Source organism: Pseudomonas reactans (genome assembly GCF_013387025.1).
Classification (GTDB): domain Bacteria; phylum Pseudomonadota; class Gammaproteobacteria; order Pseudomonadales; family Pseudomonadaceae; genus Aquipseudomonas; species Aquipseudomonas reactans.
In genome coordinates this window covers 173,865-197,960 of sequence record NZ_JACAQP010000001.1, presented here as the reverse complement: position 1 = coordinate 197,960, position 24,096 = coordinate 173,865, and the positions used below count along the sequence as shown (strand labels likewise).

Sequence of the window (24,096 nt, the reverse complement as noted above, 5' to 3'; positions counted from 1 at the left end):
GCATCCGCGTCTATGAAGTTTCCAGGAAGATTTACCAGCGGCTTGATTCTGCTGTTCACAAGCTGCGGCGCCTTGGCGCAAAGCGAACTGGACGTGCGGATCAAACCCTCAAACGACGCGTTGAAAGCCAACATCGAAGGCTATATCGGCGGGGTGGGCGATCGTGATGAAGAAGCCTTGCTGCGGTTCAGCCGTGGCGCCGAGGAGCAGGCGCGCAAAGCTGCCCAGGCTCTGGGCTTCTATCAGCCACAGATCGAGAGTGACGTGAAGGGCGGCAAGAATCCGCGCCTGACCCTCACCATCGACCCCGGCGAACCGGTGCATTTGCGTAACGTGACCATTCGGGTCGACGGCCCTGCCGCTGACCTCAAGGCCTTTCGCGTGCCCGTCAGCAACGACCTCAAATCCGGCGCCGTGCTTAACCACGGCCATTACGAAGACGCCAAGCGTCTGATCCAGAACCAGGCCTCGCGCTACGGCTTTTTCGGCGGGCGCTTCACTAGCCAGAAACTCGCGGTCGACCCCCAGGCCGGCGTCGCCGATATCGAACTCATCTATGACAGCGGTCCGCGCTACACCCTCGGCAAAGTCAGCTTTGCTGGCGATACGCCATTTGACGAAGACCTGCTGCAACGCATGGTGCCGTTCAAAAGCGGCACGCCCTACGACTCCGAACTGATCGCCGAACTCAACCAGAACCTGCAAGGCAGCGGTTTTTTTGAAGGCGTGCGCGTGGACGCCGCCCCGGCCGCTTCAACCAATGACATCATCCCGGTGGCCGTACGCCTGGAAACCCGTAAGCCGCGTACCATGGGGCTGGGCCTCGGGTTTTCCACCGACGTCGGTCCGCGCGGCAAAGCCAACTGGACCCGCCACTGGGTCAACCCGCAGGGCCACAGTTATGGCTGGGAGGCCGAGCTGTCGGCGCCTCGGCAGAACGTTGGCCTGTGGTACGACATCCCGCTCGATCCGCCACTGACCGACAAGCTGCGTTTTGCGGGCGGCTACCAGAACGAAGAAATCGCCAACACTGATACGGTCAGTAAATTGCTGACCCTCGGCCCTGAATGGCACAGCAAGTTGCCCAGCGGCTGGACCCGTGTGATTTCGCTCAAATATCAGCGTGAGGAGTATCGGCTGGGCAATGACTCCGGCCTGAGTAACCTGGTGATGCCGGGCGTCAGCTATTCCTACCTGCGCAGCGATAACCGCATCGACCCGCACAATGGCTACCGCCTGCAGTTCGACACCAAGGTCGCCAAAGAAGGGCTGGGTTCCGACACCAACCTGCTTTACGGCACGGCCATGGTCAAAGGCCTGACCACGTTGTGGGACAACCACCGCTTCCTCGCCCGCGCCCAAGTGGGCGGCAGTGCCACCAACGGCTACAAATCGGTGCCGCCGTCGCTGCGCTTCTTTGCCGGTGGTGACCAAAGTGTGCGCGGTTACGAGTACCAGACGTTATCACCCGAGAACGACCGGGGCGATCGCATCGGTGGTCGCTACATGGTGGCCCTGAGCGCTGAGTATCAATATTCCATTGCCGAGAAGTGGCGGATTGCAACCTTCATCGACCAGGGCAACTCCTTCAACAACCTGGACCTGCCCAGCCTGAAAACCGGCGTCGGTGTCGGCATCCGCTGGGTCTCGCCGGTCGGTCCGATCCGTCTTGACCTGGCCCATGCCCTGGAAGATCCGGGCGGCATTCGATTGCACTTTTCCATGGGGCCTGAGCTGTGATGCGTGGTGTGAAAATAGCGGGATTGGCCGTGGTGGCCATCCTTGCCGTGCTGTTGTTGGCACTGTGGACGGTGCTCGGCACCCAGACGGGCAGCCGCTGGGCGTTGGGCCGTGTTCCGGGTTTGACGGTAGAAAATTTCCAGGGGCATCTGGGGGGCCGGTGGAGCGCTGACCATTTACTGTGGCAGCAGGACAGCAGCCGCGTCGAACTCAAGGCGCCGACATTTGATTGGTCGCCGGCGTGCTTGCTGCGCATGACGCTGTGCATCAATCAACTGGACGTGGAGCAGGTCAGCCTGCAATTTCCGCCGAGCACAGAGGAGAGCAGCGGGCCGATTCAACTGCCCGACTTGAAGCTGCCGGTTGCCGTCCAGTTGGGCGACGTTCGCGTCGGTAGCCTGCTATTCAACGGCAGCGAAGAACTCAAGGGCCTGCAATTGGCGGCGCACTGGACGGCCGCCGGCATGCAGATCGACTCGGTACACCTGCAACGGGACGACCTGGTACTGGACCTCGCCGGTCTGCTGCAACCCACTGGCGACTGGCCATTGAGTGCCACCGGTAACCTGAGCCTGCCCTACGCACCGGGCGGTGCACCGTGGAAGGTGGCGCTCAAGGTCGACGGCGACCTGCTCAAGACCCTCAAGCTCGACGCCGACAGCAGCGGCTATCTGCCCGCAAAACTGACCGGAGAACTGCAGCCCCTGGCGGAAAACCTTCCGGCCCAGGTGCACATCACCGCCGACGGCTTCAAACCCAGCGCCGACTTGCCTGACACTCTACAACTCAATCAACTGGACCTCACCGCCAAAGGTGACTTGAGCCGCGGCTACCAACTGCTCGGCAAGGCCGTGTTGCCAGCGGAAAAAGGCCCGGTGGACTTGCTGCTGCAAGGCCGGGTCGACGCCAAGGGCGCGCAGATTGCCGGCCTGGACCTGAATGCCGGTGACAAACAGAGCCTAAAGCTGACGGCCCAATTGGATTGGCAGCAGGGCTTCAGCGCCGACGCCAAGATCGACTGGCTGGACTTCCCCTGGCATCGCCTCTACCCGGTGATCGACGAGCCACAAGTCGCGCTGCGTACTTTCAATGGTGAGATTTCCTACAAGGACGGCAACTACCTGGGTAACCTCAAGGCCGACCTCGACGGCCCGGCGGGCAAGTTCAATGTGGTCACGCCGTTCAGTGGGGACCTCAAGCAGATCTTCCTGCCCGAGCTGAAACTCACCGCTGGCCAAGGCAAAGCCGAAGGCCATCTCAATGTTCAATTCGCTGAGGGCATTGCCTGGGACACCGCGCTGGACCTGTCCGCGCTTAACCCGGCGTATTGGGTCGCAGAATTGCCAGGCACCCTGGCCGGGCCGCTGCGCAGCAAGGGCGAGTTCAAGAGCGAGCAACTCAAGCTGAACGCTGACCTCGACCTCAAGGGCCGCCTGCGTGGCCAAACCGCCGTGCTGGCGGCCAAGGCTGAAGGCGCGGGCGAGCAGTGGACCTTGGCCAACCTGGATATCCGCCTGGGTGACAACCGCATCAATGGCAGCGGCAGCCTGCAACAACGGCTGGCCGGGCAGATCGATATCAAGTTGGCGCGCCTGGCCCAGCTCTGGCCGCAATTGCGCGGGCAGGTCAACGGCCGACTCGACGTGGCCGGCAGCCTCAACGCCCCCCAGGGCAAGCTCGCTCTCAAGGGCCAGCAACTGGCATTTGCCGACAACCGCCTGCAAAACCTCACCCTCGACGCCAACCTGGACAGTGCCCAGCGCGCCAAGATCGACCTGAAAGGCAGCGGCATCCAATCCGGCGACACCCAGGTCGGCACCCTGACCGCCAGCGCCCAGGGTGATATCAAGAACCAGAAAGTCCAACTGGACCTGGCTGGGCCACTGGTCAAGCTCGCACTGGCGTTGGATGGCAATCTCGACAAAGGCAACTGGCGCGGGCGCCTGGCCAGCGGCGATGTCCAGGCTGGCGGCCAGGACTGGAGGCTGCAAGCCCCGGCGAAGATCGAACACATGGCCGATGGCAAACTGACGTTTGCCGCGCATTGCTGGGTATCCGGCCCCGCTAGTTTGTGCGGCGAAGACCAGCGCCTGATGCCCGAGCCGAAGCTGCGCTACCACCTCAAGCAATTCCCCATCGACAGCCTAGCGGCGTTCCTGCCCAAGGATTTCGCCTGGCAAGGCAAGCTGAATGCCGACCTGCAACTGGACCTGCCCGACAGCGGCCCTAAAGGCGTGGTCGCGGTGGACGCCAGCGGCGGCACCTTGCGCGTCAAGGACAAGGACCAGTGGCTGGATTTCCCCTACGACACGCTCAAGCTGGAAACCACCCTCAACCCCAAGCGCATCGACACCCAGCTGAATTTCCGTGGCGGCAAGCTTGGAGAATTGATGTTGCAGGCGCAGATCAATCCGCTGCCGAAGAACAAGCCGATCACCGGCAACTTCAGCCTGGTCGGCCTCGATCTCGCGGTCGCGCGGCCGTTTGTGCCGATGGTGGAAACCCTCAGCGGCAAGCTCAATGGCAACGGACGTATTTCCGGTGGTCTGTTGGCGCCCCAGGTCAACGGCAACGTGAACCTGGTGGGCGGCGAGATTTCCGGTCCGGAACTGCCCATCAGCCTGGAAGGCCTGAACGTGCAGGCGCTGATTGCCGGTGAAAGCGTGCAGCTCAACGGTGGCTGGCGCAGTGGCAAGGCCGGGCAGGGCAGCCTTAAAGGCCAGATTGATTGGGGCCAAGCCCTGGTGGTGGACCTCAGCCTGCAAGGCTCGCAACTGCCGGTCACGGTGGAGCCCTACGCGGTGCTGGAAGTGGCGCCCGACCTGAAAATCAGCCTGAAGAACGACAAGCTGGCCGTCGCCGGCAAAGTGCACATCCCGCGGGGCGATATCACCGTACGCGAACTGCCGCCGTCCACCGTCAAGGTCTCGGATGACACCGTGATCATCGGCAGCCAGACCGAAGAGGGCAAGCCGCCAATGGCGATGGCCATGGACATCGACGTGGTGGTGGGCGAAGACAAGCTCAACTTCTCGGGCTTCGGCCTTACTGCCAAGGTGCAGGGCCAGGTGCATATCGGCGACAACATGGACACCCGTGGTGAGCTGTGGCTCAACGATGGCCGATATCGCGCCTACGGGCAGAAGCTGGATGTGCGCCGTGCGCGGTTGCTGTTTGCCGGGCCGTTGGACCAGCCGTATCTGGACATCGAGGCGATCCGCAAGACCGACGATGTGATCGCCGGCATTCGCTTGAGCGGCAGCGCCGAACAGCCCACTACGCAGATCTTCTCGGAGCCGGCGATGGCTCAGGAGCAAGCCTTGTCTTACCTCGTGCTGGGGCGTCCGCTGAGCTCCACGGGTGAAGACAACAACATGCTGGCCCAGGCCGCATTGGGCCTGGGGTTGATGGGCAGCGCCGGGGTGACGTCGGATCTGGCGAAGAACTTGGGGATCCAGGACTTTGAGCTTGATACGCAGGGCAGCGGGAATAACACTGCCGTGGTGGCGAGTGGCAAGATTACTGAGAAACTCAGCTTGCGGTATGGGGTGGGGGTGTTTGAGCCGGCCAGTACGATTGCACTGCGGTATTTGTTGAGCAAGAAGGTGTATCTGGAGGTGGCCAGTGGTGTGGCCAGTTCGTTGGATATCTTCTACAAGCGGGATTTTTGAGCCCAGCCTCGCTTAAAACGGTAGGCGCTGGCTTGCTGGCGATGGTCGTTAACGATGACGCGGGAAACCAGGCAGAGCGCGGCGCCCTCGCGTTTTTCGCCGGCAAGCCGGCTCCTACAGGACCGCGTCGCAACACGGTGCCTTGTAGGAGCTGGCTTGCCAGCGATGGTCGTTAACGATGACGCGGGAAACCAGGCAAAACGCGGCGCCCTCGTATTTTTCGCCGGCAAGCCGGCTCCTACAGGCGCTGGTTTGCCGGCGATGGTTGTTATTGTGTAGATACCTATAGCTACATCGGTGTGATCACAGCTACGGCGCGCAGGTCAGGGCTACCCGCTCATAGTTCAACGCCTTGTTGGGTTCGCCCAGCGCATAGGGCGCCTGGCAGTGCTGGTCGCCCCAGTTGATCACCAGCGTCCCCGTGTCTTCTTCCACCAAGGCCAAGGCCTTGCCACTCGGGTCGGCGATTGCAATCTGTTTGCCCGCCATGTTTTCCAGCGATGCGCCAAACGGGATCGGTCGGTGCTGGGCGTCGAACAAGGCGAACTGTACGCGGCGTCCGGTCTTGCTGGCGTAGCGGGCCAAAACCACGGCGCCGCGTCGAGGCACGACTTGCTGGGTGGCGTTATCGATTTCGATATCAGCGCCCAGGTCGCGGGTGTCCAGGCTGATCCAGTTGACCCGGTAAGGCTGGGCATTGGGGATCACGGCATAGCCGTTGCTGCCGGTTTTTGCGCCGGAGAAACTGCCGATCTTCACGCCGGGAATGCCTTCGACTTGCGCCAGCGCAAAGGTCTCGCCCACGGTCTGTCCCAGGTTGATACCACCCGCATGGGCCACCACTGACCCGGCCACGTTGAGGTTCTGCGCGCTGTAGCCACGGCCCTGGCTGTAACCGCCGCTGATGTCCATCAGCGAGGTGCGCGTGCTGAGGTTGGCCGAGCCGGTGCTGCCGCCCGTGCTGCTGTTGCCAGCTTGCAGTGAGTAATAGGTGTCGCTGTCGTCCGTCAGGTAACCGTTAACGCCCATTTGCGTGGTGTCGCTGTCTTTTTGCGTGCTGGCGGAGACAAATGCCCTTGGTGCACGTGGCTTCGAACCCAGCGGAAACGACAGGGACAGGTTGATCAGCGTGTCATTGTTCGTCGGCCCGTAGTTGCCGACATCCTTGGTATGGGTAGCACTGACGTTGTAGCTCACGTCGCCCCAGTAATTGCTGTAGCCCGCTGACAGGCTTTGCGCGCCGCCGCGTCCCCAGTAGCGTTGATCGCTGGCGTTTACGTACACACTGCCGAACTGCTGGTTGCGCCCCAGGCTCTGGTTGACGGTCAGGTCGGTGCGGGTTTTCGAGCTGCCCAGGCGTGTGCGGCCGTCGCTGCTCAGTTCCTCGACATGCTCGGTGAGGGTGCGATAACCCTCGGTCGAATACCGATACGCCGCCAAGGTGAAGTTGGTGTCGGTGCCGGTAAAGGTCTTGGCATACAGCGCGCGCAGGCTGTTGCCCGTGACCTGCCGGCCGAAGGTGCGGCTGGCGGAGTGGGTCAGGTCCAGTGACACTGCGCCGATCGATGTGTTGCGTCCGGCCCCGACCGACAGCGCCTGGAAGTCCTGCGTGGCCTGTACCCCGACGATTCCCGACAGGTTGCTGCTGATGCCATACGCCAGGGTGCTGCTGACAAACTGCGGGGTCTTCTGCGCGTCACTGTTGCTGTTGTACTTGCCCGCCGAGACGCTGTATTTCAGTTGGCCTTCACGCACCATGATCGGCAGGCTGGAAAACGCCTGCACCGTGACCCGGCGACGGCCGTCCGCTTCGATCACCGTCACTTCAAGGTCGCCGTTGGAGCCGCTGGGGTAAATGTCGCTGATCTCGAACGGGCCCGGCGGCACGTTGGCGGTATAGAGGATGTAGTTGTTCTGGCGGATCTCGACGGTGGCGCTGGACTGCGCAATGCCGCGGATGATCGGCGCGTAGCCGCGCTCGCTGTCGGCGCGCATGCCGTCGTCGGAGGCCAGTTTCAAGCCGCGATAGCGCACGCTGTCGAACAGGTCGGCATCCGAGAAAATGTCCCCGGCGCTGAACTGGCCTTTCAAGGCGGTTACGTCATGTTGCAGGTAGCTGCGGTTGCTCTTGAACGTGCTGGGGCGGCCGGTGCTACTGCTGAAGTTTGACTCGTTGCGCAGGCGCCAGGCCCCCAGGTTGATCCCGTTGCGCAGGCCCAGGTTATTCGACAGCGTGGTGTCGGCGTCGGTGCTGCTGCGGTTGCTGCTCAACTGGTAGTTGATGAATGCGGCGGGGACGCCATCATCCCACAAGGCCGGGTCGACATAACCGCGGCGTCCGCGCTCCATGGCGCGTTGCGGCACACTGACCAGCAGGCGCAGGCGCGGTACGTCGTAGCGTACTTTGGCGTGTTCGATCAGCGCAGGCAGGTCGAGGCAGGCATTGGGGTCGGTGTCGACGAGTTTGCCGCTGGACTGCAAGGCGCCGATATCGACGCCCACTTGTTGCAGCATCTCCAGGGTCAGGCAGGCTTCGACTCGGCCGTTTACAGGGTTGCGGCGAAAGTCGATATCGCGTCGGCCCACCAGGGTGTCGTTGCCATACAGGTCAACTCGGTAATTGCCGGGGAGCACGCTGCTGCTGGCGAGCAATGACTGCAGGTCAACGGACGCTGCGGCGCCTTGCAAAAACGACGTATTGAACTGTTCATTGTCGTCGGCCTGGCAGACCGAACTGAAGCCCACGACAATCAAAAAAGGCGCCAGACTATCGCGCTTGAATAAAAACATGCAGGAACCCTATATCACCTCCGATACGAACTAACGGAGCGAAGAGAAATACAGTGAAAGTGCGGCTGCGCGAACGGCAGGCGCGTTATGGTGATTCTTTGTTCAAACTCGCGCTGGTTTGAGCACGGTCAGAAAGTTGCGCGCTATAAGGGTCTTGTGCGCCATAGTCGTTGATGCTGCTGAACTTCAAGAGCGCGGAGTTAATCGAGGAAAGTTGCTTGAGTTGGAACTCTTTTTGTTCGCCTGGCGCAATCATCATCGAATCAAATGGATGTTCGCTGACGGCCCCGGCCTGTAGGGTGATGTCGGCAATCGACACGTGATAAACCCCAGGGTTGCTCACCCGCAGCACGCGTTTACCGCCGTGTTCGGCCAGTTGCCAGAGCAGTTCGGTCGGCGCCAGGTAGGCGTTGTTTTTCAACGCGGGCGGGCGGAAGAACACCTTGATGCGCTGGCGCACGGCAAGCTGCAAGGTGTTCTCGGTTTTCGAGGCCTTGGGGATTTCCTGCACGTTGAGCCACACCACCGACTCGCGGTCGGCAGGCATGCCCGTGCCTTCATAGATCACGCGCAACAGTTGTTGCTCATTGTTGGTGACCCGCGCCAGCGGCGGGGTGACGGCAAAGGGTACCGAAGTCGCGTCGTCGGCGTCCGTGTCGACCCAGGACTGGATCAACACGTCCTCGCCGCTGTTGCGAACGGTGATTCCGGCTTCTTTGTGTTGGCCGTCGAACACCAAGCGCGTGCTGCTCAACGAAATGCCGGCTGTGGCTTGCCCGACTGCAAGCAGGCCGAGCAGGCCCGCGCACAGGGGCAGTGAGTGGCGAAAAAACATAATGGCTACCGCTACGTTCGAGAGGTGTGCGAGGCCCGCAGGCCCCGCATCGGGCTGGGGTTATTCGTACTGCAGGGTGAACGGCAGGGTGGCATCGCCACGACCGGCCACGGCAGAGGCAGCGTCGATGGTGGTGACGTAGGCGGCCGAGAATTTCAGCGTGGTGTTGCTGTCCTGCAAGGTGTTCTCGATCTTCGCGGTGGTTGGCGAGCTCAGGTCGATCAGTGCGCCATTGGAGTCCAGCAGGGCGATACCGATGTTCTTGGCGGCGCCCAGGCCGTCGATCAGCTTCAACACTTTGGTGCCGGTCACGATGCCTGAACCGGCGCCTTTGGTCGGTTCGAAGATCATCGCCACTTTGGTGCCGGCGTTGCAGCTGATCTTCATGTCAAAGTTCTCGGCGCTCAGGGTGCCGTTGCCTTTGGGGGCGGTGGCGGTGCCCATGTCCTTGATCGACACTTCGCCCATGTTGATCGAGATGGTTTTGTTGACGCCGATGCCTTCAACGGAGCAGGCATCATTGTTGATACTGCCGGTGAAGTTGATGGTGCCGCTGCCGGCCTTGGTCGGTGTTACCGGTGGGTCGACGGCAAAGGCATTACCCGCGGCGAAGATCGACAATGCCAGAAGTGTGCGAGACAGCTGTTTCATGTTGTTTTTCCATGGTGGGGTTAAAACAACACGATAAGACGGCGGCGGTTAGTGGAACATCAGACGATCCCTAGAAGCGGGTGTTAGTTGAACAAGTTTCGCTCTATGCAATAAGCCAGCAAGTCTTGGTCGCTGTTGACTTCCAACTTGCGCATGGCCGCAACTTTTTGTGTGCTGATGGTTTTGGCACTGCGGTTCAACCCTCGTGCAATTTCATTGACGCTCTGTCCTGAGACAAACAAACGCAGGATCTCATGCTCCTTGGGCGACAGCCGGGTGAAGCGCTCATCGAGGTCAGACGATTCCAGTACCGAGGTCGGTTGCGGGCCCTTGCTGCGAACCGGGTTGCCACGGGCAATGGCCTTGAGCGCGGCCTGGATCTCATTGTGCAGTTGGTTTTTCTGGATCACGGCCAGCACGCCCAATTCCTGCAAGCGCGTCAGGATCAGCGGATTGGAGATCATCGTCAGCACCAGCACGCGCACCTTGGGAAAGTGCCGCACCAGGTACTCCACCAACTTCAGGCCATCGCCGTAGGGCGAGTCCGCCGGCATGTTGAAATCGGTGATAACCAGATCGACCGACGTGGTTTCCAGCAGCGTCACCAATTCGTTGGAACACACGGCTTCGCCCACCACGCGAAAACGCTCATCGCGCTCGACCAGTTCCCGTACCCCGACCAGCACGATGGGGTGATCGTCTGCAATGACTACGTTGAGGGTTTCCATGGGGTGATTATCCAGAGTGAGGTTATTCAAAGGTGTCGAGCAATGTCGTGAGGCGGGCCAGGTTGCGCCGTACTTCCAGGGCGAGTGCGGGGGTGACCGCCATGCCAGTCAGGCGCAGTTCCAGCTCGACGAAGGCACTCGCCATGTCACCGAGCTGCACCGCGCCAAGGGCACCGGCCATGCTGTGCAATTGCTGCGCTGCGCCATTGGCGTCCTGGTTCTCTAGCGCGGTCAGGGTGGCCTGAACATCCTGACGCAGGGTAGTGACAAACAGTTCGCGCATTTTGGGCGACAACGGCGGCATGTCGACGACGGCGGGCACCTCGATCTTGCAGTACTTTTCCAACTTGGTACGCAAGGTGGCGAGGTTCAGCGGCTTGACCATCCACGCATTCATGCCGACGGCGGTGCAGTGTTCGCCTTCTTCGCGCATGGCATTGGCCGTCACCCCGATAATCGGCAGCGCGGCATCTTGCTGGCGCAACGCCTTGGCGAGCTGGTAGCCGTTCATCACCGGCATGTTCACGTCGGTCAGCACCAGGTCGAAGCGCCCCGGTAGCCATTGCATGAGTGCCTGTTCACCGTTGGCGGCCAGCACCACCGAGCAGCCCAGGGCTTGCAGTTGTTCTTGAATGATGGCGGCGTTGATCGCATTGTCTTCGGCTACCAGCACTTGCAGGTTGAGCGGGCGCGCGTTGACGGTGGGCGCGGGGCGGTTGCCGGCCTCGGCACCCTGCTGTGCCAGGGAGATGGCCCAGGCAATCGCGCGCACGTCGTCGGCGTCGACGGCCCAGTCGCTGGCACACCGCTGCGCCGGGTTCGGCCCGCCGGCTGTGGCGATGATCCGCGTGCCGGGCCAAGCCGGTTCTCGTGTGAAGTCCACTAGCAGTGCAGAGGACGGCGCATCGGGTGAAACCGCGCGGCTGTCGAGCCCTAGGCGCTTGAGCCAGTCGATCAGGTGTTGCGCCCGTTCAAGTTCCTGCGCGCGCACATAGACCGTCGGCATGCCGGGGCTGAAGGCGGGGCAGTCAGCCAGGGCGCCGGGGACTGACTCCAGCGCGAGGTGCAGGGTAAAGCTGCTGCCCAGGCCGGGTTCGCTGACCACGTTCAGTTGGCCGTGCATCAACTCGCACAACCATTTGCAAATCGCCAGGCCCAGGCCTGCGCCGGCCTGGCTGGTGGCATCTTCAGCCTGGTAGAACGGGTCGAACAATTGTTGCTGTTGCGCTTGGGAAATACCCACGCCGGAGTCGCTGACTTGCCATTGCAGGTCTACCTCGCCGGCGGTGTTCTCCGACGCGCGCAGGCGCAGCACCACACGCCCGTTGTCGGTGAACTTGATCGCATTGCTCAGCAGGTTATTGAGGATCTGGCGGATACGCAGGGGGTCACCGCGCAACCGATCCGGTAGGTCCGCGTCGATGCAGGCATACAGCTGCAGGCCCTTGGAGCGGGCGAACGCGCTGTAGGTGCGCACGCAGTCTTCGGTCAGTTCCAGTGGGCAGAAATCCTGGAGTTCGAGGGTCATTTGCCCGGCTTCGATTTTGGAGACATCCAGCACGTCGCTGATCAGTTGGAACAGCGTGGTTGAGGAGCGCTGGATGGTCTGCAGGTAATCCTGCTGGCGCGGCGCGAGCGACGTGAGGCCGAGCAGCTCCAAGGTACCCAGCACGCCATACAGCGGCGTACGAATTTCGTGGCTCATGGTCGCGAGGAAGCGGCTCTTGGCCTCGCTCGCCGAGTCTGCGGCTTGGCGTGCTTCTTCCAGGGCCGCAGCGTCTTCGATATGCCGGGTCACGTCATGCACCGCACACAGCCACGCATCCTGGCCCTGGTAGCGGGTGGGCACGAACGCCACGTGCAGGTGGCGGCCTTCGCTTTCCAGGTCGGCCTGGCCCGGTGCAGCCTGCGTCTGTTGCTTGAGCAAGTCGAACAGCGGGCGAGCGTCGCGCCACTCCAAGGCGCGCTGGTTCTGCAGGAGTACATGATGGTCGCTGCGCCGGATCACACACAGGCCGGTCGGTGCGGTGTCGATGACCGCTCGGGCGAATGCCGAGCTTTCGGCAATGCTGGCATGGGCTTGGTGGGCAGGCAGTACTACCCGTGCGGTGTACCAGCGATTGAACGCGCGACTGCACCCCAGCATCACCAGCACCACGCCTACCAGGCACAGCAAAGGCCACAGCGCATAGTCGAGAAAGCGTTGCAGGCTGATCACGTAGATCGCCGTCCAGGGCTGCTCGCCCTGGCTTGTCAGCTTGAACACCAGGCCGTCGCGGTTGAGGTTCACACCTTCATTGAGCACCTCGCTGGGCTTGACGGCCCCGGTTAGCACCACGCCACCTGGAGTGATCAAGGTGAAGTCGTCGTAGATCGACCACTGCATCAGCCGCTCGATGTTATTGACCTTGGACAGGTCCAGCAGCGAGGCCACCACCACCCAGGTGTTGGCGCCGGTGACGGTCAGCGAGGTGGAGGCCAGGTTGATATCGACATAACCCAACAATATCGGAGCTTCCTTGCCATCGGGGGCGGTGTCGTAGGGTTCCCAGTGCACGGTGTGATGGGGCTGGGGGGTGTTCTGTAGGTGCAGGCGCTCGTTGAGTTGGGTCATCACGTCCACCAACATACCTATATGCACGTGGCCGCCATCGCGCAGCCGGCCGGAGGAGGGCACGGCGATGTCGAAATTGTCCGGGCCGTTGACCACGACCACTTGAGGTGCCTGGTAGTGGGAGCCCGCCCAAAAGGCGCTGTAGTAAGCCGACAGGTAGGTGCCCAGGGCGAAAACCTTGGGGTATTGGTCGGCGGCTATCTTGTCGGAGTTGATTTTCAAACTGTAGGGCAGGGAGAACGGCAAACCGCGGCCTTCATAGGTGTTCGGTCCTTCCTCGGGCAGCGGCTTTTGCACAAAAGGCGGCGGCAGGCCAATGGACTTGTACTTAGCGTTGGTGCTGCCCCGTGAGATATCGATCAAGAACACTTCCTGCTCGTGGATGTTCTCCATCAGCCGGGCGAAGTGAAAGTGCAGGGTGTCGCGTTGCTCCTGAATCATGCGTTGCGCGCCAAGAAAGCTGATGCCCAGCAGCAACAGCACCAAGGCCCCCAGCACCAGCAAGCCTTTGTTCAGGCGCAGCGAACTGCTGGTGAGTTTCTCCAGGAAGGCGTTGGGGTGATGCATGACGCGGTGACCTCGCAAGCTAACGGCGTTCGTACGCACCCGGCCAGCGGGTCAATAGGCGCTCGCCGGCCCGTCGTGGGTCAGCAATTGCTGGAACTGATCCGAAGACACGGCGTGGGAGATCAGGAAGCCTTGGACCTGAGTGCAGTCGATCTTACGCAACAGCGCAAGTTCTTGCGCGGTTTCTACGCCTTCGGCGACTACGATCAAGCCCAGCTGACGCCCTAGGCTGACAATGCTGGTGAGCGCCTGGGCCAGTTCCTCGTTGGCGTTGCAGCCTTGCACCAGTGCGCGGTCGATCTTCACCTCGGTAAACGGCGCCGACACCAGGTTCATGTACGAGCTGTAGCCCTTGCCGAAATCATCCTGGGACAAGCCAAAGCCCTTGATGCGCAAGCGACAGGCGCCGGCGTAGAAGTTGCTGATGTCATCCGGCACCGAGCACTCCATCAGCTCGAAACAGATGCGCGCGGGCAAGCCCTGGTGTTCCTGCACGAACGCCAGGATGCGGTCGGGCAGGTCGTGGCTGTTGAGCAGGTGAGTGGGCAAGTTGATGGATACCGGGATGTCATAGCCGTGTTGGCGCCACATGGCTTGAGCGGCCATCGCTTGTTTCAGCACGCACCACAACAAGCGTTCTTCCAGGTTGCAACTGATCAATGCCGGCAGGAACATGCCGGGTAACAACAGGCCATGCTCGGGGTGAACCCAGCGCACCAAGGCTTCGGCCGCGACGATGCGACCATTGCTCAGGGCTTTCTTGGGTTGGAACCAGGCTTGCAGCTCGCCATTGACCAGAGCATTCATCAGGCTTTGGCAATCAATGCCGGGCTGGGTCTCGGCCGGTTCGACCTGGCGCAGCGCCAGCAATTGATCGGTCAGGCAGCGCAAGGCCGCGGCATTCACCGGCTTGGAAATCAGCCCGATCACCTTCACTTGCAGGTTGCTCGCCACCAGGCTCGCGCCCATCAACATGCGCCGTGAGGCGGCGCTCATGATCGCCAATGCTGGGCGCGACGGTTGCGCGGCCAGGCCCTGGATAAATTGCACGCCGTCCATGCCTGGCATCAACAGGTCAGTGAGCACCAAGTCGAAGTCTCGTTGCTTCAGGCAGGCCAGCGCCTCCTCGCCGTCCCGGGCGCACACCAGGTCGAACTCACCCAACTCGCTGAACAGGTTCTGCAAATACAGGTGCTGAAAGGGATGGTCTTCGACAATCAGAATGCTACAGGGCTTCATGGATGGCTCGTTCGTAGGGAGCCAGGACAGAGGACAAGGCTCGCAGCGTAAAGGGTTTGACCAGGCAGTGATTCATGCCGGCCGCCAGGCACAAGGCTTCTTCACCGCGCAGGGCGTTGGCGGTTGCGCCGATGATCGGGGTGGTGCAGCCCAGGCGTCGAAGCGCTTCGGTCAGTTCGTAGCCGTTGAGCCTGGGCATGTTGACGTCAGTGAGCACAATGTCGAAGGTGCCCTCGTGCCAGCGCGCCAAGGCCTCTTCGCCATCGCTGGCCAGTTCCACGCTGCAGCCGAGTTCTTCAAGCTGGTCGCGCAGGATCAACTGGTTGATGACGTTGTCTTCGGCCACCAGGATGTGCAGGTGCAAGGGGCGCAGGTCGCGCACTTCGCAGCGCGCCTGGGGTGGCACCACCTGGCCGTTCTGGGCGTGGCGGACAGCTTGTTGGATCGCATCCAGGTCATTGAGGTTGACCTGCCAGCCATCGCCGCTGAACTGCGGTTCGTGCGCGCCGTCATTGCTGGCCAGTACCCGTGGCCCGTGCCAGGGCAAGTCGAGGCGGCGTTCGATAAGTTCAAGCAATACACCGGGCCCCGCCAGCTCGGTGCAGGTCGGCAGACCGACCTGCGCGCGCGCGCCCCAGCGGCGCAGCCAGCCGCAGAGGCTGTCGGCCAGTTCGCGGATCGGCGATAGCACATACACGATTTCCGCTGCCAATGGCTGCAAGGCTGGCGGTGTATTGCCGCTCGGTTGTTCCAGCGGCACGCTCAGGGAAAAGCTGCTGCCCAGTCCCGGCTCGCTGACCAAGCGCAGGGTGCCGTTCATCAAATGGGTCAGGCGCAGGCAGATAGCCAGGCCAAGGCCGGTGCCGGCGATCACATGGGAGTTGCCTTCGCTCTGGTAGAACGGCTCGAAGATAAACGCCTGGTCGGCAGGGGCGATGCCTTTGCCGGTGTCGGAGATTTGCCATTGCAGGCACACCCGTTCGCCTTCGCGACTGAGCTTTTTGACCCGCAGCACCACGCGGCCGGAGTCAGTGAACTTGACCGCGTTGCTCAGCAGATTGTTGAGAATCTGGCGTACGCGGCTGGCGTCACCGATCAGGCGCCGGGGCAGTTGCGGATCGAGGCAGGCATACAACTGCAAGCCTTTGCTGTGTGCCGCTGCCGCATAGCCTTGCACCACTTCCTGCACCAAGGTCGGTACACAGAATTCGCTCAGTTCCAGGGCCAGTTGCCCGGCTTCGATTTTTGACACGTCGAGCACATCGCAGATCAGTTGCAGCAACGTCGCGGACGATCCCTCGATGGCGTGCAGGTAGCTTTTCTGCTGGGCATCCAGGCGGGTGCGGGCGAGCAGTTCCAGGGTGCCGAGCACGCCATACAGCGGCGTGCGGATCTCATGGCTCATGGTGGCCAGGAACAAGGTCTTGGCTTCGTTGGCGGCGTCGGCGGACTGGCGTGCCTGTTCCAGCGCCGCTTCGATCTGCCGGCGTGCGCTGATGTCGCTGAAGGCGCAGAGCAACACGTCTTCGCCTTTGTAGCGGGTGGGTGCGCAGCTCAGGTACAGATGGCGGCCGTCGGCGGCTTCGAAGTAGTCGGTGAGGCAGGGGGCGTCGGGGTCGAAGGCCTGACGAATCCAGCCGGGACCAAGTTGTGCGCCACACTCACCGAGCCACTGTTGGGCGAGGGTGTTTTTCAGCACCACCGTGCCATCGGTGCGACGCAGTACGCACAGCGCCACGGGGGCGGTCTGGATCACGTCGCGGCTGAACAGCTCGCTTTCCACCAGTGCCTGGATGCGATGGATCGCCGGCGTGATAAAGCGGTGTTCGAGGCGACGGGTGAGCAGGCACACCAGGCTGATGGTCAGCAGGCAGAACAGCAGGGCGCCGAGCATCTGTGGCCAGAGCGCCCACAGGACCGCGCGCAGGTCGATGGAGTAGGTGAGCTGCCAGTCTGAAGACTTCAGTTGTTTGCGCAGCACCAATTGTTCGGGCAGCCAGCCATCGCCGACAAAACCGAAGAAGTCCTGCTGGCGCAGGTGCGGCAGGTTTTGCCCTGGCGGTGGTTTATGGCTGTTGCTGAAGAGCGGCATGCCCTGGGCATTGAACATGGTGAACTCGCCGGCGCTGTGATCACTCAAGGCGTTGGAGACTTCCCGATCATCCATTTCCAGGCCGAGCCAGCCGGAGTCCAGGTCGCGTTCATCCAGGCGAATAAAGATGTACAGCTGTGAGTGGCCGTCCGTGGCGTGGGTCAGCCAGAGTTCCTGCAGGGTTTTCTGCTGCTTGAGGGCGTGCAGTTGCGCCAGCATGGTCGCGGGGAAATCGGCCGCCACGGGCGAAGCATCGTACAGCCGCAGCACTTGGGCATCCGTGCTGACATACAGCAGGTTGAGCTGCTTGGCCCTCAAGAAGTCACGCATGCGCTGGGTCAGCCAAATGCTCCATTGCTTGCCCGGGGTATTTCCCAGCAACAGGCGGATTTCTTCATCGGAGACCGGCAGGTTCAATTCGGCCTTGCGTGTCGCTGACAGGCTGAGGCTTTCCAACAGCGCTTCACGGGTGGTGAAAAAGGTATGCGCCTCGGCGATGGCGCTGCTCATATAGCTGCGCCGCTGGGAGATCTCATTGTTGAACGTGAACAGCAGGAAGCTGTACACGCCGCCCAACATGCCCACCAGCAGTACCAACGCAAAAATACGCAACAGACGGCGCGCGGCATGGGGCGTGGACAGCACGGGGCTGATCTGGTGCAGGTAGCTCTTTAATCTCATCCCGCCACTTTAGGGATGGTCAACCGTGGGAAAAATCAGACGATCCTTAGAACCCACCATTCATCCGCCAGATACCAAGCAAGCTAATAATTCCATTTGACATTCGCTGCCTAAGCAGTAACATCTTGTCATACATTCACTGCCTAGGCAGTAATAAGGTGACTTCCGATGTCTCACTTCACGCCTGACAGTTTTCGCAACTGCCATCTCGGCCTGCTTCTGGGCCGGGCGGCGCTGCTCAAGGACCGCATTATCGATACCCATATGGAACCGCATGGCGTGACGGCCGCGCAGTTCAAGGTGTTGATCATCATTGCCCAGTTCGACGTCGATACCCCGGCGGAACTGTGCCGCAACCTGTCCCTGGACAGCGGTTCCATGACCCGCATGCTCGACCGCCTGGAACAGAAGGGCCTGCTGGCGCGCCAACGCTCCGAGCAGGACCGGCGCCAGGTGCGGCTGGTGCTCACCGAAGACGGCCAGCGCCTGGCGGACATGCTGCCGCACATCGGCGCGCAGTCGATGAACGAGTTGGCCGGCGCCCTGGAGCCTGGCGAGTTGCAAACCCTGGAACGGATCCTCAAGAAAATTCTGGTAGCTGCCGGTGACGCCATCGTCATCCAGCGGGTAGGTAATGAATGAACAGACGCGCACTTAGCCTGGTGCTGGTGGCCATGAGCATGGCCGGTTGCGCCAACTACAGCGGCCTCGACACCCAAGGCCAACGCCTCGACGCGACCAGCCTGCAAACCGGCAAGACCCTGAGCGGCGTGACCTTGTCGAGCGCGGCCTGGCCCAGCGCCGATTGGTGGAAAAGCCTCGGCGACCCCCAGCTCGACGGCCTGATCCAGGAAGCCCTGCAGAACAGCCCCGATATGCAAGTCGCCAGCGCCCGGGCCCACCAGGCCGAGGCTGCTGCTTACGCCGCCAACGCCGAGCGCATGCCGACCCTGGATGCCAGCGCGGGCGTGAGCCGCTCGCGCCTGGCCAAAGACCAGGACCCACGCGGGGAGGGCGATGCCTATTCGACCGTGCGTAACATCGGCGCCAGCTTCAACTACAACTTTGACCTCTGGGGTGGCCAGCGGGCCGCCTGGGAAGCAGCGTTGGGCGAGGCGCGCGCCGCCCAGGTCGATCAACAGGCCGCGCGCCTGACCCTGGCCGCCAACGTGGCCAAGGCCTACAGCGACCTCGGCCAGGCCCACATCGTGCGCGACCTGGCCAACGATGACCTCAAGCGCACCCGGCAGATGCTCGACCTGGGCAAGCGTCGCCTGAACTCGGGCATCGACAGCCACTACCAGTACCAGCAGACTGAAAGCCTGGAAGCCAGTTCCCAGTCGCAACTGATCGATGCGGAAAAACAACTGCAAAGCGCCAAGATCGCCTTGGCGGTATTGCTCGGCAAAGGCCCGGACCGGGGCAGTGAACTCGCTCGGCCCAACGTGCTGAAGCCCAGCGCCGTCGCTGTGCCCTCGGTGCTGCCCGCCGAGCTGCTGGGCCGTCGCCCGGACCTGATCGCCGCGCGCTGGCGCGTGGAGGCAGCCGGCAAGAATATCGACGCGAGCAAGACCCGCTTCTACCCCAACCTCAACCTGAGCGCGAGCGCTGGGGCCGAGTCGTTGCTGGGGGATGCGATGTTCGGTTCGGCCAGCCGCTTCTTCAACATTGCGCCGACGATCTCACTGCCGATCTTTGACGGCGGCCGCCTGCGCGCCGACCTCGACGCCCGCGACGCCGACTACGACCTGGCGGTGGCGCAGTACAACAAAACCCTGGTGCAAGCCCTGGGCGATATCGGCAACACCCTTTCACAACTGCGCGACACCGGCCGGCAGATCCAAGCCCAGCAACATGCCGCGGACATTGCCCAGCAGTCCTACGACACCGGTGTGCAGCGCTACAGCTCCGGCATCGGCAACTACCTGGATGTGCTCAGCATCGAGCAGCAATTGCTGCAAGCCCAACGCCAGTTGGCGACGCTGAATGCTGCGCAGATCGATCTGTCGATTCAATTGATGCAGGCCCTGGGTGGCGGATACGACGCCAGGAACATGGCCGCGACCACCCCAGCCACACGCTCGGAATAATTTGAGGTATTTGTCATGGCCACTGCCGAAAACACCAACACAACTGAACAACCCCAAGACAACAACCCACGCAAACGTAAAGTGATGCTGATCGGCCTGGCGCTGATCGTCATCCTCGCAGTGGTAGGCGTGTGGGGCTGGTATGAACTCTATGGCCGCTTCAATGAGAGCACCGACGACGCCTACGTGAACGGCAATGTGGTGGAAATTACCCCGCTGGTCACCGGCACCGTGGTCAGCATCGGCGCCGACGATGGCGACCTGGTCCACGAAGGCCAGGTGCTGGTCAACTTCGACCCGAACGACGCCGCCGTCGGCCTGCAAAGCGCCCAGGCCAACCTGGCCCGCACCGTGCGCCAGGTGCGCGGCTTGTACAGCAACGTCGACGGCATGAAGGCGCAGGTCAATGCGCAGAAAGCCGACGTGCAAACCGCCCAGGATAACTTCAACCGCCGTAAAACCCTGGCCCAGGGCGGGGCGATTTCCCAGGAAGAACTGTCCCACGCCCGTGACAGCCTGACCGCCGCTAAAAACGCGCTGACCAACCTTGAGCAGCAACTGAAAACCACCAATGCGTTGGTGGATGACACCGTGATCTCGTCTCACCCCGATGTGCAGGCCGCCGCCGCGCAATTGCGCCAGGCCTACCTGACCAATGCGCGCAGCACCTTGATTGCACCGGTCACTGGCTACGTGGCCAAGCGCACTGTGCAACTGGGCCAACGTGTGCAACCGGGCACCGCGTTGATGGCGGTGATTCCGCTGAACCAGCTGTGGATCGACGCCAACTTCAAGGAAACCCAACTGCGCGACATGCGTATCGGCCAGCCGGTGGACATCGAGTCGGACATCTACGGCAGCGACGTGAAATTCAGCGGCACCATCGACAGCCTCGGTGCGGGCACGGGCAGCGCATTTGCCCTGCTGCCGGCGCAGAACGCCACCGGTAACTGGATCAAGATCGTGCAACGGGTGCCGGTGCGCATCCATATCAATGCTGACGAGTTGGCCAAGCACCCGCTGCGCGTGGGCTTGAGTACCCTGGTCAACGTCGATTTGCACGACCAGAGCGGCCCGGTCCTTGCGCAGCAGGCGCCGCAGAAAGCTTCGTTTACCACCAACGTGTATGACCGCCAACTTGCCGAAGCGGACGCCATGATCACCCAGTTGATCCATGACAACAGCCTCGCCGCGCCCAAGGCTGTGCAACGCTGATGAGCAATAACGCCTCCTTCACGCCACCCAGCCTGTTGATGGCCACTATTGGCCTGTCGCTGGCGACCTTCATGCAGGTGCTCGACACCACCATCGCCAACGTGGCGCTGCCGACCATTTCCGGCAACCTCGGCGTGAGTTCGGAGCAGGGTACTTGGGTCATCACCTCGTTTGCGGTGAGCAACGCGATTGCCTTGCCGCTCACCGGCTGGTTGAGCCGCCGCTTTGGCGAGGTGAAGCTGTTCTTGTGGGCGACCATGCTGTTTGTGCTGGCGTCGTTCCTCTGTGGTATTTCCACATCGATGCCCGAGCTGATCGCCTTTCGGGTCATACAAGGCCTGGTGGCCGGGCCGTTGTACCCAATGACCCAGACGCTGCTGATTGCGGTCTACCCGCCGGCGAGGCGCGGCATGGCCCTGGCGTTGCTCGCGATGGTCACGGTGGTGGCACCCATCGCCGGGCCGATCCTCGGCGGCTGGATCACCGACAGTTATAGCTGGCCGTGGATCTTCTTCATCAACGTACCGATCGGCATCTTTGCGGTGATGGTGGTGCGTTCCCAGCTGAAGAAACGCCCCGTGGTCACCAGCCATCAACCGATGGACTACGTGGGGTTGTTGAGCCTCATCGTCGGCGTCGGCGCCTTGCAGATCATCCTCGACAAGGGCAATGACCTGGACTGGTTCGAATCCAACTTCATCATCATCGGTGCAGCGATTTCGGTGATTGCCCTGGCGGTGTTCATCATCTGGGAACTCACTGACAAACACCCGGTGGTCAACCTGAAGCTGTTCGCCTACCGCAACTTCCGCATCGGCACCATTGTGTTGATCCTGGGCTACGCGGGCTTCTTCGGTATCAACCTGATCCTGCCGCAATGGCTGCAGACCCAGATGGGCTACACCGCCACTTGGGCGGGGCTGGCGGTTGCGCCGATTGGTATCTTGCCGGTGCTGATGTCGCCGTTTGTCGGCAAGTACGCGCATAAGTTCGACCTGCGGCTGCTGGCGGGCCTGGCGTTCCTGGCGATCGGCTTGAGCTGCTTCATGCGCGCAGGCTTTACCAATGAGGTGGACTTCCAGCATATCGCCCTGGTGCAACTGTTCATGGGCATCGGCGTGGCGCTGTTCTTCATGCCGACCCTGAGCATCCTGATGTCCGACCTGCCGCCGCACCAGATTGCCGATGGCGCTGGCCTGGCCACCTTCCTGCGGACGTTGGGCGGTAGTTTTGCGGCGTCGCTGACCACCTGGATCTGGATCCGCCGGGCGGACCAGCACCATGCGTACATGAGCGAGAACATGACCACCTACGACTCCGCCACCCGCGATGCCTTGCAGGCGCTGGGCGGGGCAGGGCAGAAGGCCTACACGCAGCTGGATCAGATCCTCACCAGCCAGGCGTACATGATGTCCACCGTGGACTACTTCACGTTGCTGGGGTGGATGTTCATGGGGTTGATGTTGCTGGTGTGGTTGGCCAAGCCACCGTTTACCGCGAAAGCGGGGCCGGCAGCTTCCGGCCACTAAGGGATGTACTCGATCCATGTGGGAGCTGGCTTGTGTGGGAGCTGGCTTGCCTGCGATGCAAGCGCTTCGGTGAATCAGGTGTACCGAGGTGATGCTATCGCAGGCAAGCCAGCTCCCACATTTTGATCTGTGTTCGCATTTGATCGGGGCGGAAGTTCAGGCACCAGGCAGCGCCAACTGCGGGTTCACAAAATCAAACGCCGCCAACTGAAACCCTTGCTCATCCACCTGCAACGCCCAGCCCTGCTTGTCCCAATCCCCCAGCACAATGCGCTTGGCCGCCTGGTCACCAATCTGCAACTTATGAATGGCGGGGCGGTGGGTGTGGCCGTGGACCAGGGTGCGCACGCCGAACTGCTGCATCACCCGTGGCACTTCCTCGGGCGTCACATCGACAATATCGTTAGCCTTCATGCGCGTTTGCGCCCGGCTTTCGCTGCGCAGCTTGCGCGCCAACTTGTGGCGGGTGCTCAAAGGAAGGTGGCGCAGGATAAACAGCACAATCGGGTTGCGCAGGATGCGCCGCAGCTTCATATAGCCGACGTCGCGGGTACAGAGGCTGTCGCCGTGCATCAACAGCACGGGCTCGCCATGGAGCTGCACGACACTCGGGTCCTTGAGCAAGGTGGCGCCTGCGGCTTTGCAGAACGCCTTGCCGATCAGGAAATCACGGTTGCCGTGCATGATGAAAATCGGGGTGCCGCTGTCGCTCAGCTCACGCAGAGCCTCGCCAATCGAACGCTGGAAGGGGGTCATGCCGTCGTCGCCAATCCAGGCTTCAAAGAAGTCCCCCAGAATGTACAACGCCTGGGCGCCACGGGCGCGGGTGTGGAGCAGATCCAGAAACGCCCGGGTAATATCCGGGCGCTCCTCTTCCAGATGCAAATCTGAAATCAGCAATATCACCCAACGATCTCGGCTTTCTCGACGATAACGTCTTCTACCGGAACGTCCTGGTGACCGGCTTTACCGGTGGTCTGCACGCCTTTGATCTTGTCAACGACGTCCTGGCCTTCGGTGACTTTACCGAATACCGCGTAGCCCCAACCCTGCACGTTCTTGCCGCTGTGGTTCAGGAAGGCGTTGTCGGCGACGTTGATGAAGAACTGCGCGGAGGCCGAATGCGGCTCCATGGTACGGGCCATGGCGACGGTGTACTTGTCGTTGGAGAGGCCGTTGTCCGCTTCGTTCTGGATGCTTGGACGCTTGTCTTTCTTTTCTTTCATGCCAGGCTCGAAACCGCCGCCCTGGATCATGAAGTTGCCGATGACACGGTGGAAAACGGTGTTTTCGTAGTGGCCGGCGTTCACGTACTCGATGAAGTTGGCGACGGTGATCGGCGCTTTCTCGGCGTTCAGCTCGATGACGATGTCACCGTGGTTGGTGGTCAGTTTGACTTGAGTCATGTTCACTACTCTTTTCAGGGAATTCGTGGGTTTGGGTGCCTGGGCACCACGACCGGTATGGCGAAACTGCGGCCAAGGCGCGCAGTTTAGCGTGCCCTGCAGGAATTTCGAGGTGGTTTTTTACCGCCGGTGCAATAAATGCAGCAGTTTTTGGCCTCGCTCTGTCAGGTACTTGACAGCATCGGCTATGATATCGCCTTTGTTTTGTCGGCCTAGCCCGGCCACGTACTTGTCTGTTCAAGGATCCT

At 61.7% G+C, this 24,096-nt stretch carries 15 protein-coding genes; 6 read left to right on the top strand and 9 right to left on the bottom strand.

Translation table 11 applies throughout. The features are described from left to right. Positions 1-12: 12 nt before the first annotated feature. On the top strand, positions 13-1,740 hold the full coding sequence (locus HX793_RS00900) for an autotransporter assembly complex protein TamA (protein WP_177050709.1): 1,728 nt from the start codon (positions 13-15) through the stop codon (positions 1,738-1,740). Then, the gene (locus HX793_RS00895) at positions 1,740-5,411 is read left to right on the top strand and encodes a translocation/assembly module TamB domain-containing protein (RefSeq protein WP_177094250.1); all 3,672 of its coding nucleotides are present in this window, start codon (positions 1,740-1,742) and stop codon (positions 5,409-5,411) included. The genes HX793_RS00900 and HX793_RS00895 overlap by 1 nt, the downstream gene beginning before the upstream one ends. A 309-nt stretch (positions 5,412-5,720) precedes the next feature. Here HX793_RS00895 and HX793_RS00890 read toward each other — a convergent pair whose 3' ends face one another. The 7 genes from HX793_RS00890 to HX793_RS00860 form a co-directional block, all read right to left on the bottom strand. Next, positions 5,721-8,201: a fimbria/pilus outer membrane usher protein gene (locus HX793_RS00890; RefSeq protein ID WP_177060573.1), complete on the bottom strand. Its 2,481-nt coding sequence runs from the start codon at positions 8,199-8,201 to the stop codon at positions 5,721-5,723. A gap of 85 nt (positions 8,202-8,286) precedes the next feature. Continuing rightward, entirely contained in the window at positions 8,287-9,036 is a 750-nt protein-coding gene (locus tag HX793_RS00885; RefSeq protein ID WP_177050703.1) for a fimbrial biogenesis chaperone, read from the bottom strand. A gap of 60 nt (positions 9,037-9,096) precedes the next feature. Then, positions 9,097-9,687 carry a fimbrial protein gene (locus HX793_RS00880; RefSeq protein ID WP_095016768.1) on the bottom strand — a complete coding sequence of 197 codons (591 nt, stop codon included), beginning with the start codon at positions 9,685-9,687 and terminating at the stop codon, positions 9,097-9,099. A gap of 83 nt (positions 9,688-9,770) precedes the next feature. Further along, positions 9,771-10,415, bottom strand: coding sequence for a response regulator (locus HX793_RS00875; protein WP_016977429.1), 645 nt, complete (start codon positions 10,413-10,415; stop codon positions 9,771-9,773). A 22-nt stretch (positions 10,416-10,437) separates the two neighbouring features. Further along, positions 10,438-13,596: a hybrid sensor histidine kinase/response regulator gene (locus HX793_RS00870; RefSeq protein ID WP_178905433.1), complete on the bottom strand. Its 3,159-nt coding sequence runs from the start codon at positions 13,594-13,596 to the stop codon at positions 10,438-10,440. Positions 13,597-13,647: 51 nt separating this feature from the next. Further along, complete coding sequence (gene pvrR / locus HX793_RS00865) at positions 13,648-14,835, bottom strand: response regulator cyclic di-GMP phosphodiesterase PvrR (protein ID WP_177002824.1); 1,188 nt, start codon at positions 14,833-14,835, stop codon at positions 13,648-13,650. Continuing rightward, entirely contained in the window at positions 14,822-17,608 is a 2,787-nt protein-coding gene (locus tag HX793_RS00860) for an ATP-binding protein (protein ID WP_016977432.1), read from the bottom strand. The genes pvrR and HX793_RS00860 overlap by 14 nt, the downstream gene beginning before the upstream one ends. Positions 17,609-17,776: 168 nt before the next feature. On the opposite strand from HX793_RS00860, the gene HX793_RS00855 reads away from it, so the two are divergent. Genes HX793_RS00855 through HX793_RS00840 form a run of 4 tightly spaced genes read left to right on the top strand, consistent with a single transcriptional unit; the run spans position 17,777 to position 22,442 of the window. Continuing rightward, entirely contained in the window at positions 17,777-18,250 is a 474-nt protein-coding gene (locus HX793_RS00855) for a MarR family winged helix-turn-helix transcriptional regulator (protein WP_016977433.1), read from the top strand. Beyond that, positions 18,247-19,698, top strand: a complete 1,452-nt coding sequence (locus tag HX793_RS00850; protein WP_177094254.1) for an efflux transporter outer membrane subunit — start codon at positions 18,247-18,249, stop codon at positions 19,696-19,698. The genes HX793_RS00855 and HX793_RS00850 overlap by 4 nt, the downstream gene beginning before the upstream one ends. A 15-nt stretch (positions 19,699-19,713) precedes the next feature. After that, positions 19,714-20,913 carry an HlyD family secretion protein gene (locus HX793_RS00845; protein WP_177094256.1) on the top strand — a complete coding sequence of 400 codons (1,200 nt, stop codon included), beginning with the start codon at positions 19,714-19,716 and terminating at the stop codon, positions 20,911-20,913. Continuing rightward, positions 20,913-22,442: a DHA2 family efflux MFS transporter permease subunit gene (locus tag HX793_RS00840; RefSeq protein ID WP_016977436.1), complete on the top strand. Its 1,530-nt coding sequence runs from the start codon at positions 20,913-20,915 to the stop codon at positions 22,440-22,442. Before HX793_RS00845 ends, HX793_RS00840 begins: the two co-directional genes overlap by 1 nt. Positions 22,443-22,598: 156 nt before the next feature. On the opposite strand, the gene lpxH is transcribed toward HX793_RS00840, so the two are convergent. Together lpxH and HX793_RS00830 are read right to left on the bottom strand one after the other, a co-directional pair. Continuing rightward, positions 22,599-23,348, bottom strand: coding sequence for a UDP-2,3-diacylglucosamine diphosphatase (gene lpxH, locus HX793_RS00835; RefSeq protein WP_177050692.1), 750 nt, complete (start codon positions 23,346-23,348; stop codon positions 22,599-22,601). Next, complete coding sequence (locus HX793_RS00830) at positions 23,345-23,848, bottom strand: peptidylprolyl isomerase (protein ID WP_010209496.1); 504 nt, start codon at positions 23,846-23,848, stop codon at positions 23,345-23,347. The genes lpxH and HX793_RS00830 overlap by 4 nt, the downstream gene beginning before the upstream one ends. Positions 23,849-24,096 lie beyond the last annotated feature (248 nt).